This is a genomic window from Sphingomonas sp. GM_Shp_2 (genome assembly GCF_026540875.1).
In the GTDB taxonomy this organism is placed as follows: domain Bacteria; phylum Pseudomonadota; class Alphaproteobacteria; order Sphingomonadales; family Sphingomonadaceae; genus Sphingomonas; species Sphingomonas carotinifaciens.
In genome coordinates, this window is sequence record NZ_JALNUQ010000024.1 from 20,938 (window position 1) to 32,733 (window position 11,796).

Genomic DNA, 11,796 nt, shown 5'->3' on the forward strand with positions numbered 1-11,796 from the left:
CCTCCAGCATCAGGTCGTCCATGCCCCCCGGCATCGACTAAACAGCGCGGGGCGCTGTTTACCTGATGCTCCCCGAGGGGGAGAGGGAATAGGGTGCTAAGCCACCCGTTAAGTTGCGATTCATTCTCACAGGCTCCGCCGCTTGCCCCTCGGGTGGCATCGGCTTAAAGCGCCTTCATCCATTCCGCACCCGCGAGAGAAGCCTTGGTCGATCTGTCGCAATATCTGCCGATCCTGTTGTTCCTGGGCGTCGCCCTGGTCCTGTCGAGTGCGTTCGTGTTCCTGCCGATGGTCGTCGGCCGGCTGACGGGCGCGCACAAACCGAACGAGCAGAAGCTCGCCGAGTATGAATGCGGCTTCCCCGCATTCGAGGACCCGCGCTCCCAGTTCGACGTTCGTTTTTATCTCGTTGCCATCCTGTTCATCATCTTCGATTTGGAGGCGGCGTTCCTATATCCTTGGGCAGTAAGCGTTTTCAGCCTCGGCTGGACCGCGTGGATCTCGATGATGATCTTCATCGGCGAGCTCGGCCTCGGGCTTGTATATGCATGGAAGAAGGGAGCGTTGGATTGGGAGTAATTCCTCACTCCGGTCCGGTCGAACTCAAGGTTCCGGCCAGCGGGCAGGGCGTCGTCCCGCCCGATCAGGGCTTTTTCGACAGCCTTAACGGCGAGTTGACCGACAAGGGTTTTCTGGTCACCTCGACCGAGGAGCTGTTCCAGTGGGCGCGTACGGGCTCGCTGTGGTGGATGACGTTCGGCCTCGCCTGCTGCGCGGTCGAGATGATCCACGTCAACATGCCGCGCTACGATCTGGAGCGGTTCGGTGCCGCGCCGCGCGCATCGCCGCGTCAGTCGGACGTGATGATCGTCGCGGGCACGCTGTGCAACAAGATGGCCCCGGCGCTCCGCCGCGTCTACGATCAGATGTCGGAGCCGAAATACGTCATCTCGATGGGTAGCTGCGCCAATGGCGGCGGTTATTACCATTACAGCTATTCGGTGGTCCGTGGCTGCGATCGCGTGGTGCCGGTGGACATCTACGTTCCCGGTTGCCCACCGACCGCGGAGGCGCTGCTCTACGGCATCATGCAGTTGCAGCGGAAGATCCGCCGTTCGGGGAGCATCGAACGGTGAGGGCGCCTGCACCCCGTTTCGCCAGCAATGACGGCGTGATCGACGCGGCCCGGGCCGCGCTCGGCCCGTGGCTGCTGGATGCGCGCGACCATGCGGGCGAGGTGGCGCTGGTCGTCGACCGCGTCAACGTGGTCAACGCGCTGGCGGCGCTGCGCGATACGCGCGGTCTGGAATATCAGCAGCTGATGGAGATCGCAGGCGTCGACTATCCCGAACGCGCGGAGCGTTTCGAGGTGGTCTATTGCCTGTTGTCGCTGACCCGCAACCACCGCCTGCACGTCCATGTCTCGACCGACGACGCCAAGCCGGTGCCGTCGGTGACGGGGCTGTGGCCGGTTGCCGGCTGGCTGGAGCGCGAGGTGTATGACCTGTACGGCGTGCTGTTCGAGGGCAATGCCGACTTGCGCCGCATCCTGACCGACTATGGTTTCCGCGGCCATCCGCTGCGCAAGGACTTCCCGCTGACGGGCTATACCGAGGTTCGCTACTCCGAGGAGGAGAAGCGGGTGGTGTACGAGCCGGTCAGCCTGGCGCAGGATTTCCGCACCTTCGACTTCATGAGCCCATGGGAAGGCGCGGAATATGTGCTGCCGGGCGACGAGAAGGGCACGCAGCCCCAGGCCAAGGGTGCACAGACCCCGGCAAATGCCGAGGCGGTGAAGAAGGCGGATGCCCCGCCGGCCCCCAATGCCGATCCCAAGGCCCGCGATACCAAGACGACGGAAAGTCCGGCGCAGACGGGTGCCGGGCAGCCGCATCCGGGCAACAAGCCCGAGCATAAGCCCGAGGAGTCGGACGTCCCGACGGCCAAGGGCGGAGGACAGAACCAGTGAGCGACTATGTCGACGAACTGATGCACAAGACGGACGGCGTCGACCCCACGGTCGGCGACGTGTCGATCCAGAACTACACGATCAACTTCGGCCCGCAGCATCCGGCCGCGCACGGCGTGTTGCGCCTGGTGATGGAGCTGGACGGTGAGATCGTCGAGCGGATCGATCCGCATGTCGGCCTGCTGCACCGTGGCACCGAGAAGCTGATCGAATACAAGACCTATGCGCAGGCGATCCCGTATTTCGACCGGCTCGATTACTGTTCGCCGATGTGCATGGAGCATAGCTTCGTGCTGGCGATCGAGAAGCTGCTCGACCTCGAAGTGCCGCTGCGCGCGCAATATATCCGCGTGCTGTGCGCCGAGCTGACGCGCATCAAGAACCATATGCTCAATCTGGGCAGCCATATCATGGACGTAGGCGCGATGACGCCGAACCTGTGGCTGTTCGAGATCCGCGAAGACTGCATGGGCTTCTACGAGCGGATTTCGGGCGCGCGCATGCACGCCAATTATTTCCGCGTCGGCGGCGTGCATCAGGACCTGCCGGTCAAGCTGCTCGCCGACCTGGCCGAATGGCTCGATACGCGCCTGCCGCGCCTGTTCGAGGATGCGATCAGCCTCGTCGCGGACAACCGCATCTTCAAGCAGCGCAACGTCGACATCGCGACGGTCAGCCGCGAGGACGCGATCGCCTGGGGCTTCTCCGGGCCGATGATCCGTGCGGCGGGCATTCCGTGGGATCTGCGCAAGTCGCAGCCCTATGATGCCTATGACCGCGTCGAGTTCGACGTGCCGGTTGGCACGCGCGGCGATTGCTACGACCGGTTCATGGTGCGCGTGGAAGAGGTCCGCCAGTCGGCGCGGATCATGAAGCAGTGCCTGAACGACATGCCCGAAGGACCGATCGCGGCGACCGATCGCAAGGTGGTGCCGCCCAAGCGCGGCGAGATGAAGCGCTCGATGGAAGCGCTGATCCACCACTTCAAGCTCTATACCGAGGGCTATCACGTCCCGGCGGGCGAAGTGTACGTCGCGACGGAAAGCCCCAAGGGGGAGTTCGGCGTGTATCTGGTGTCGGACGGGACCAACAAGCCGTACCGCTGCAAGATCCGGCCTACCGCGTTCAGCCACCTGCAGGCGATGGACTTCATGTCCAAGGGCCACATGCTGGCGGATACGACCGCGATCCTGGGCGCGATGGATATCGTTTTTGGTGAATGTGACCGCTGATGGCTGAAGCACCGCAGATCCCCGACGAGGCCGAGACCCGCGCACGCTGGGGCAATTTCGCCTGGTCGGACGAGAACCAGCGCAAGGCGAACGAAATCCTGTCGCGCTATCCCAAGGGGCGCGAACAGTCGGCGTCGATCCCGTTTCTCGATCTGGCGCAGCGCCAGGTGGGTGCCGAGACGAACACGCAGGGCTGGTTGCCGGTTCCGGTGATCGAGTTCGTCGCGCGTTCGATCGGCGTGCCGTATATGCGCGTGTACGAGGTCGCGACCTTCTACACCATGTTCAACCTCGCGCCGGTGGGCCGCTATCACGTGCAGGTGTGCGGCACGACGCCGTGCATGCTGCGCGGGTCGGACGACGTGCTGGCGGCGTGCAAGAACAAGGGGCTGATCAAGGGCCGCACTACGCCCGACGGCATGTTCACGCTGACCGAGGTGGAATGCCTGGGCAATTGCGCGTCGGCCCCGATGGTCCAGATCAACGACGACAATTACGAGGATCTGGACTACGACCGCACGACCGCGCTGCTGGAAGCGCTGGCGCGTGGCGAAAGCCCGAAGACGGGTACGCAGGAGCCCGGCCGCCACACGGTGGAGCCGGTCGGCGGCCCGACGACGCTGACCGCGATGGTCGGCGAGAACCATGATTATCGCGGGGAGTGGGCGTGATGCTTGCCGACAAGGACCGCATCTTCACCAATCTCTACGGCTATCAGCCGTGGAACGTCGACGCAGCGATCATGCGCGGCGACTGGGACAATACCAAGGACCTGATGGCCCGCGGGCAGGACGCGATCATCGACGTGATCAAGGCGTCGGGTTTGCGCGGGCGCGGCGGGGCAGGCTTCCCGACCGGCATGAAGTGGAGCTTCATGCCCAAGGAACCGAAGCCGGACCGCCCCAGCTTCCTGGTCATCAATGCCGACGAGTCCGAGCCGGGCAGCTGCAAGGACCGCGAGATCATCCGCCACGATCCGCACAAGCTGATCGAGGGTGCGCTGATCGCGGGCTATGCGATGCGCGCGCGCGCCGCGTATATCTATATCCGCGGCGAATATATCCGCGAGGCGGAGACGCTGTTCGCCGCCGTTGCCGAGGCATATGACCGCGGCTTCGTGGGCAAGAACGCCTGTGGCTCGGGCTACAACTTCGACGTGTTCGTGCACCGCGGCGCCGGCGCCTATATCTGCGGCGAAGAAACCGCGATGCTGGAGTCGCTGGAGGGCAAGAAGGGCCAGCCGCGTCTGAAGCCGCCTTTCCCGGCGGGTGCGGGCCTGTATGGCTGCCCGACGACGGTCAACAACGTCGAGTCGATCGCGGTCGCGCCGACGATCCTGCGGCGCGGGGCCGAGTGGTTCTCCTCCTTCGGGCGCGAGAACAACAAGGGCACCAAGCTCTTCCAGATCTCCGGCCATGTCGATCGTCCCTGCGTGGTCGAGGAAGCCATGTCGATCTCGTTCCGCGAGCTGATCGAAAAGCATTGCGGCGGCATTCGTGGCGGCTGGGACAATCTGCTGGCGGTGATCCCCGGCGGATCGTCGGTGCCGCTGGTGCCGGCGCGCGAGATCATCGATGCGCCGATGGATTTCGACGGGCTGAAGGCGGTCGGATCGGGTCTGGGTACCGCGGCGGTGATCGTGATGGACAAGTCCACCGACATCGTGCGCGCGATCAGCCGCCTGTCCTATTTCTACAAGCATGAAAGCTGCGGCCAGTGCACGCCGTGCCGCGAGGGCACCGGCTGGATGTGGCGGGTGATGGAGCGTTTGCGCACCGGCGATGCCGATGTGTCCGAGATCGACACGCTGCACCAGGTGACCAAGCAGGTGGAAGGCCACACGATCTGCGCGCTGGGCGATGCCGCGGCGTGGCCGATCCAGGGCCTGATCCGCCATTTCCGCCCCGAACTGGAGCGCCGTATCCGTGAGCGTGGGGGCGACCTTGCGCCGATGATGGAAGCTGCCGAATAATGCCAAAGGTCAAAGTCGACGGCGTCGAGGTCGAGGTTCCGCAGGGCGCCACCGTCCTGCAGGCGTGCGAGATCGCGGGCAAGGAAATCCCGCGCTTCTGCTATCATGAGCGGCTGTCCATCGCGGGCAATTGCCGCATGTGTCTGGTCGAGGTGAAGCCGGGGCCGCCCAAGCCGCAGGCGTCCTGCGCGTTGCCGGCCGCGGACAACCAGGAGATCTTCACCACCACGCCGATGGTGAAGGCCGCACGCGAAGGCGTGATGGAATTCCTGCTGATCAACCATCCGCTCGACTGCCCGATCTGCGATCAGGGTGGCGAATGCGACCTGCAGGACCAGTCGGTCGCGTACGGCAAGGGCCATAGCCGCTACACCGAGAACAAGCGGGCGGTGACCGAGAAGTATATGGGCCCGATCGTCAAGACGATCATGACCCGTTGCATCCAGTGCACCCGCTGCGTCCGCTTCGCCGAGGAAGTGGCCGGCGTGGAGGAGATCGGCGCGATCTATCGCGGCGAGGATATGCAGATCACTTCCTATCTGGAACAGGCGGTGACCAGCGAGCTTTCGGGCAATGTCGTCGACCTGTGCCCGGTCGGCGCGCTGACGTCGAAGCCCTATGCGTTCGAGGCGCGCCCCTGGGAGCTTCGCAAGACGCTCGCCATCGACGTGATGGATGCGGTGGGCACCAATATCCGCCTCGACAGCCGTGGCCGCCAGGTGCTGCGCGCCGTGCCGCGAGTGAATGACGAGGTGAACGAGGAATGGGCGTCTGACAAGACGCGCCATGCCGTCGACGGTCTGGTCCGTCGCCGTCTCGACCGCCCCTATATCCGACGTGACGGCAAGCTCGTCGCGGCCACCTGGGACGAGGCGTTCGCCGCCATCAAGGCCGTGAATGCCGGCTCCAGCGTTGCCGCGATCGCGGGCGATCTGGTCGATTGCGAGACCATGTTCGCGGCCAAGGCGCTGCTCGGCAAAATGGGCTCGACGCTGCTCGAGGGGCGGCAGACCGGCATGGACTATGACGTGTCCAGCCTGGCGGCCGTCAACTTCAACACGACGATCGCAGGGCTGGAACAGGCCGACGCGATCCTGCTCGTGGGCACCAACCTGCGCTGGGAAGCGCCGCTGGTGAACACGCGCATCCGCAAGGCGATCAAGCGCGGCGCCAAGGTGTTCGCGATCGGGCCCGAGACCGATCTGACCTACAAGATCGAATGGCTGGGCAGCGATCTGGGCGTGCTGGGCGACGTGCCGCAGGCGGTGGCGGACCTGTTCGCCAAGGCGGAGCGGCCGGCGGTGATCGTCGGCGGCGGGGCGCTGAAGGGCGGCCACGGCGCTGCGCTGAAGTTCGCCGAGCGCTTCAACCTGGTGCGTGACGGCTGGAACGGGTTCAACGTCGTTCATATGGCGGCGTCGCGGATGGGCGGGCTGATGCTCGGCTATGCGCAGAAGGGTGGTATCGCCGACGTGGCGAACGCCGCGCCGAAGCTGGCCTTCTTCCTGGGCGCGGACGAGGTGGACTTCGCGAAGTTCGGCAGCAGCTTCAAGGTGTTCGTCGGCCATCATGGCGATCAGGGCGCGCATCACGCCGATGTGATCCTGCCCGGTGCGACCTATGCCGAGAAGTCGGGTACGTGGGTCAATCTGGAAGGTCGCGTGCAGCGCGGCGAGCAGGCGGTGTTCGCACCGGGCGACGCGCGCGAGGATTGGACGATCTTCCGCGCCTTGTCCGAAGTGCTGGGCCACACCCTGCCGTTCGACACGCTGCCGGCGCTGCGCCTCGCCATGGCGGATGCCGTGCCGATGCTGGCGAAGGAAGGGCTGGTGACGTTCGACTGGTCGGTGCCCTCGCTGAATGCGACGGCGACCGGATCGATCGCAGGCTATCCGATCAAGGACTTCTATCTCACCAACGCGATCTGCCGGGCCAGCCCGACGATGCAGCGCTGCTCGGCCGAACTGGTCCATGGTGAGGAATTTGCGGAGGCAGCGGAGTGACCGCGTTCTTCAACACGACGCTGGGCCTGTCCTATGGATGGAGCTGGTTCCTGGCGACGATCGTCGGCATCCTGGTCATCGCGCTGCCGCTGATGCTGGCGGTGGCGATGATCATCTATGCCGATCGCAAGATCTGGGCGGCGATGGCGCTGCGCCGCGGCCCGAACGTGGTGGGGCCGTTCGGCCTGCTCCAGTCGTTTGCCGACGGTTTGAAGGTGTTCCTGCAGGAAACCATGATTCCGGCGGCCGCCAACCGCGGCCTCTTCCTGCTCGCGCCGATCATCACCTTCACCACCGCGCTGATCGTATGGGCCGTCGTGCCCTTCGCACCTGGCGTCGTGCTGGCCGACATCAATGTCGGCTTGCTCTACATCCTCGCGGCATCGTCGCTTGGCGTGTACGGCGTGATCCTGTCGGGCTGGGCGTCGAACTCAAAATATCCCTTCTACTCGGCGCTGCGTGCGGCGGCGCAGATGGTGTCCTATGAAGTGGCGATCGGCTTCATCCTGATCTCGATCGTCATGTGGGCGGGCACGTTCAACCTGTCCGGCATCGTGATGGCGCAGCAAAGCACGCTGAACACCGGGATCAACGGGTTCTTCATCAACCCGCTGCTGTTCCCGATGGCGGTGATGTTCTTCATCTCGGCACTGGCCGAGACGCAGCGCGCGCCGTTCGACCTGACCGAGGCGGAGTCCGAACTCGTCGCCGGCTATCAGACCGAATACAGCTCGATGTCCTTCGCGCTGTTCTGGCTGGGCGAATATGCCAACGTCATCCTGATGTGCGCGCTGAACGCGACGCTGTTCTGGGGTGGCTGGCTGCCGCCGATCAACTGGGCGCCGCTTTATGCGGTTCCCGGGATCATCTGGCTGCTCGGCAAGATCGCATTCTTCTTCTTCGTCTTCAGCTGGGTCAAGGCGACGGTGCCGCGGTATCGTTATGACCAGCTGATGCGGCTGGGCTGGAAGGTGTTCCTGCCGGTGTCGCTGTTCTGGGTATTTCTGGTGTCGGGCATCCTGATGTGGGTGCGGACGGGAGTGGGCGCATGAGCGTTGCGCAATATGTGAAGGCCTTTACCCTGTGGGAGTTCGTCAAGGCGCATGCGCTGACCTTGCGCTACTTCTTCAAGCCCAAGGCGACGATCAACTATCCGTTCGAGAAGAACCCGCTGTCGCCCCGTTTCCGCGGCGAGCATGCGCTTCGTCGCTATCCCAACGGGGAAGAGCGGTGCATCGCGTGCAAGCTGTGCGAGGCGGTGTGCCCGGCGCAGGCGATCACGATCGAGGCCGAACCGCGTGACGACGGCAGTCGCCGCACGACGCGCTATGACATCGACATGACCAAGTGCATCTATTGCGGCCTGTGTCAGGAAGCGTGCCCGGTCGACGCGGTGGTCGAGGGGCCGAACCTGGAGTTCGCGACCGAGACGCGCGAGGAGCTGATCTACGACAAGGCGAAGCTGCTCGACAACGGCGACCGTTGGGAGCGCGCCATCGCGGCGAACCTTGCCGCCGATGCGCCGTACCGTTAATGCCCGCCGCGACCGACATGTTCGGCGCTTCGGGGCGACACAATAAGGGGCCTGACAGGCAGTGATACAGGCTATCGCCTTTTACATCTTCGCGATCGTGGTGATCGGGTCTGCTGCGATGACGATCTCGTCGCGCAACCCGGTCCACTCGGTCATGTGGCTGATTTTGGCCTTCTTCAACGCGGCCGGACTGATGGTGCTGTGCGGCGCCGAGTTCATCGCGATGCTGCTGGTCATCGTCTATGTCGGCGCGGTCGCGGTGCTGTTCCTGTTCGTCGTCATGATGCTCGACATCGAGGTGGCACAGATGCGGGCTGGCTTTGCGCGCTATCTGCCGATCGGGCTTGCGCTGTCGATCGCACTCGCCGCCGAAATCATCATCGCGCTCGGCGCATGGAGCGCGGGCGGCGTGCAGCTTGCCCGCCGCGTCGCCCCGATGGATGCGACGGTGTCGAACATCCAGTCGATCGGCAACCTGCTCTATTCGCGCTACCTGTTCGTGTTCGAGGGAGCGGGCCTGGTCCTGCTGGTGTCGATGATCGGCGCGATCGTGCTGACCCATCGTCCGCGCGGTGGTACGCGCCCGCAGAATATCGCGCGCCAGATCGCGCGGCGTCCGCAGGATGCCACGCGCAACGTCAACCAGCCCGTGGGGCAGGGGGTGCAGCTGTGATCGGCTTGATCCACTATCTGGTGGTCGCGGCCATCCTGTTCACCATGGGGGTGCTGGGCATCTTCATGAACCGGAAGAACCTGATCGTCATCCTGATGGCGATCGAGTTGATCCTGCTCGCGGTGAACCTGAACCTGGTCGCCTTTTCCGCCTATCTCCAGGACCTGGTGGGCCAGGTGTTCGCGATGTTCGTGCTGGCGGTCGCCGCCGGCGAGTCCGCGATCGGGCTTGCGATCCTGGTGATCTACTTCCGTGGCCGCGGCACGATCGCGGTCGACGATGTCAACCGGATGAAGGGGTAAACGGTTGATCCTCCTTATCGTCTTCCTGCCGTTGCTGGCGTCCGCGATCGCGGGCCTCGGCAACAAGGCGCTCGGCAATACGCCGGCCAAGCTGGTCACGACCGGCGCGCTGTTCGTGTCCTGTGCGTTGTCCTGGCCGATCTTCATCGGCTTCCTGACGGGTGCGAACGGTGCGACCGTCACGCCTGTGCTGCACTGGATCACCAGCGGCGACATGAGCGTGGACTGGGCGTTGCGCGTCGATGCGCTGACCGCGGTCATGCTGGTGGTCATCACCAGCGTGTCGGCGCTCGTCCACCTGTATAGCTGGGGCTATATGAGCGAGGAGCCGGATCAGCCGCGCTTCTTCGCCTATCTGTGCCTGTTCACCTTCGCGATGCTGATGCTCGTGACCGCGGACAATCTGGTGCAGATGTTCTTCGGCTGGGAAGGCGTGGGTCTCGCATCCTACCTGCTGATCGGCTTCTGGTTCCGCAAGCCTTCGGCCAATGCGGCCGCGATCAAGGCATTCGTCGTAAACCGCGTCGGCGATCTGGGCTTCATGCTCGGCATCTTCGGGACGTTTCTGGTGTTCGGCACCGTGTCGATCCCGGCGATCCTGGCGGAAGCGCCGAACATGGCGGGTTCGACGATCGGCTTCCTCGGCTATCGCTTCGACACGATGACCGTGCTGTGCCTGCTCCTGTTCGTCGGCGCGATGGGCAAATCGGCGCAGCTCGGCCTCCACACCTGGTTGCCGGACGCGATGGAAGGCCCGACCCCGGTGTCGGCGCTGATCCACGCGGCGACGATGGTCACCGCGGGCGTCTTCATGGTGTGCCGCCTGTCGCCGATGTTCGAGGCGAGCCCGACGGCGCTGACCTTTGTGACGTTCATCGGCGCGGCGACCTGCCTGTTCGCGGCGACCGTCGGCACGGTGCAGACCGATATCAAGCGCGTCATCGCCTATTCGACCTGCTCGCAGCTCGGCTACATGTTCTTTGCAGCGGGCGTCGGCGCGTACGGCGCGGCGATGTTCCACCTGTTCACGCATGCCTTCTTCAAGGCACTGCTGTTCCTGGGTGCGGGCTCGGTGATCCACGCGATGCACCACGAGCAGGACATGCGCTATTATGGCGGCCTGCGTAAGCACATCCCCGTGACCTTCTGGGGCATGATGATGGGCACGCTGGCGATCACCGGTGTCGGCATCTATGGCGTGGGCGGCTTTGCCGGCTATCACTCCAAGGATGCGATCCTTGAGGTCGCGTGGGCCGGCGGTTCGCCGGGTGCCTTCTGGGTGGGTACGTTTGCGGCGCTGTTGACGAGCTTCTACTCCTGGCGCCTGATGTTCCTGACCTTCTGGGGCAAGCCGCGCTGGGCCGCTTCCGAGCATATCCAGCATGCCGTTCACGATGCGCATGGACACGGGGCGCATGGCCACGACCAGCATGATGCGCATCATCACGACGAAGCGCATCACAATGTGGCGCATGCCGAGGATGCCGGTGACGAGCCGCACGTCCATGGTCCGTCGCATGAGGAACTGCCCACCGGCACGGCGGGCTATCACCCGCACGAAAGCCCGCTGGTGATGCTGATCCCCTTGATCGTCCTGTCGATCGGTGCCGTCGCGGCGGGCTTCGTGTTCGCAGGCTTCTTCGTGGAGCCGGAAAGCGCCGGTGCGTTCTGGAAGGGTTCGCTGTTCTTCAACGAGCATCTGATGCACGAGATGCACGGCGTGCCGATCTGGGTGAAGCTGGCGGCGACCGTGGTCATGCTGATCGGTCTGGCGATCGCGTTCCTGACGTATATCGTCTCGCCCGGCTTCCCGGCGAAGTTCGCGGACCAGTTCCGCATCCTGTACCGCTTCCTGCTCAACAAATGGTATTTCGACGAGATCTACCATTTCCTCTTCGTGCGCCCCGCCTTCGCGCTCGGCCGCCTGCTCTGGCATCGCGGCGACGAGAAGACGATCGACCGCTTCGGCCCCAACGGTTCGGCCTGGATCGTCCAGGCGGGCAGCCGGGCGGCAGCGCACCTTCAGACGGGATATCTTTATACCTATGCGTTCGTCATGCTGATCGGGCTTACCGCCGCGGTCACCTGGGCCATTGCGGGGTGATCGGCTG

The 11,796-nt window shown here is 64.4% G+C and carries 12 protein-coding genes; all 12 read left to right on the plus strand.

Translation table 11 applies throughout. The annotated features are described in order from the left end of the window. Positions 1 to 204: 204 nt before the first annotated feature. Positions 205 to 579, plus strand: a complete 375-nt coding sequence (gene ndhC / locus OXR08_RS10170) for an NADH-quinone oxidoreductase subunit A (protein WP_112382800.1) — start codon at positions 205 to 207, stop codon at positions 577 to 579. Further along, on the plus strand, positions 549 to 1,136 hold the full coding sequence (locus tag OXR08_RS10175) for an NADH-quinone oxidoreductase subunit B (protein ID WP_235904145.1): 588 nt from the start codon (positions 549 to 551) through the stop codon (positions 1,134 to 1,136). Before ndhC ends, OXR08_RS10175 begins: the two co-directional genes overlap by 31 nt. Beyond that, positions 1,133 to 1,969, plus strand: coding sequence for an NADH-quinone oxidoreductase subunit C (locus OXR08_RS10180; protein WP_112382801.1), 837 nt, complete (start codon positions 1,133 to 1,135; stop codon positions 1,967 to 1,969). The genes OXR08_RS10175 and OXR08_RS10180 overlap by 4 nt, the downstream gene beginning before the upstream one ends. Next, positions 1,966 to 3,201, plus strand: a complete 1,236-nt coding sequence (locus OXR08_RS10185) for an NADH-quinone oxidoreductase subunit D (RefSeq protein WP_112382802.1) — start codon at positions 1,966 to 1,968, stop codon at positions 3,199 to 3,201. Before OXR08_RS10180 ends, OXR08_RS10185 begins: the two co-directional genes overlap by 4 nt. Then, positions 3,201 to 3,872 (plus strand): NAD(P)H-dependent oxidoreductase subunit E, encoded by a 672-nt coding sequence (locus tag OXR08_RS10190; protein ID WP_112382803.1) that lies wholly within the window; start codon positions 3,201 to 3,203, stop codon positions 3,870 to 3,872. Before OXR08_RS10185 ends, OXR08_RS10190 begins: the two co-directional genes overlap by 1 nt. Beyond that, positions 3,872 to 5,173 carry an NADH-quinone oxidoreductase subunit NuoF gene (gene nuoF / locus OXR08_RS10195; RefSeq protein ID WP_267349542.1) on the plus strand — a complete coding sequence of 434 codons (1,302 nt, stop codon included), beginning with the start codon at positions 3,872 to 3,874 and terminating at the stop codon, positions 5,171 to 5,173. The genes OXR08_RS10190 and nuoF overlap by 1 nt, the downstream gene beginning before the upstream one ends. Beyond that, positions 5,173 to 7,176 (plus strand): NADH-quinone oxidoreductase subunit NuoG, encoded by a 2,004-nt coding sequence (gene nuoG, locus OXR08_RS10200; protein WP_267349543.1) that lies wholly within the window; start codon positions 5,173 to 5,175, stop codon positions 7,174 to 7,176. Before nuoF ends, nuoG begins: the two co-directional genes overlap by 1 nt. After that, on the plus strand, positions 7,173 to 8,228 hold the full coding sequence (gene nuoH, locus OXR08_RS10205) for an NADH-quinone oxidoreductase subunit NuoH (RefSeq protein ID WP_267349544.1): 1,056 nt from the start codon (positions 7,173 to 7,175) through the stop codon (positions 8,226 to 8,228). Before nuoG ends, nuoH begins: the two co-directional genes overlap by 4 nt. After that, entirely contained in the window at positions 8,225 to 8,710 is a 486-nt protein-coding gene (gene nuoI, locus OXR08_RS10210; RefSeq protein ID WP_112382806.1) for an NADH-quinone oxidoreductase subunit NuoI, read from the plus strand. Before nuoH ends, nuoI begins: the two co-directional genes overlap by 4 nt. A gap of 61 nt (positions 8,711 to 8,771) precedes the next feature. Then, positions 8,772 to 9,383: an NADH-quinone oxidoreductase subunit J gene (locus OXR08_RS10215; RefSeq protein ID WP_112382807.1), complete on the plus strand. Its 612-nt coding sequence runs from the start codon at positions 8,772 to 8,774 to the stop codon at positions 9,381 to 9,383. Then, the gene (gene nuoK / locus OXR08_RS10220; protein ID WP_112382808.1) at positions 9,380 to 9,685 is read left to right on the plus strand and encodes an NADH-quinone oxidoreductase subunit NuoK; all 306 of its coding nucleotides are present in this window, start codon (positions 9,380 to 9,382) and stop codon (positions 9,683 to 9,685) included. The genes OXR08_RS10215 and nuoK overlap by 4 nt, the downstream gene beginning before the upstream one ends. Positions 9,686 to 9,689: 4 nt before the next feature. Beyond that, a complete protein-coding gene (gene nuoL, locus OXR08_RS10225; protein WP_267349545.1) occupies positions 9,690 to 11,789 on the plus strand; it encodes an NADH-quinone oxidoreductase subunit L in 2,100 nt (699 codons plus the stop codon). The last annotated feature ends 7 nt before the right edge of the window (positions 11,790 to 11,796 follow it).

Excerpts from the sequence above, each read along its gene's own strand:
- nuoG (WP_267349543.1), top strand. The coding sequence starts at position 5,173 with ATGCCAAAGGTCAAAGTCGACGGCGTCGAGGTCGAGGTTCCGCAGGGC.
- nuoF (WP_267349542.1), top strand. The coding sequence starts at position 3,872 with ATGCTTGCCGACAAGGACCGCATCTTCACCAATCTCTACGGCTATCAG.
- nuoI (WP_112382806.1), top strand. The coding sequence starts at position 8,225 with ATGAGCGTTGCGCAATATGTGAAGGCCTTTACCCTGTGGGAGTTCGTC.
- OXR08_RS10175 (WP_235904145.1), top strand. The coding sequence starts at position 549 with ATGGAAGAAGGGAGCGTTGGATTGGGAGTAATTCCTCACTCCGGTCCG.
- OXR08_RS10190 (WP_112382803.1), top strand. The coding sequence starts at position 3,201 with ATGGCTGAAGCACCGCAGATCCCCGACGAGGCCGAGACCCGCGCACGC.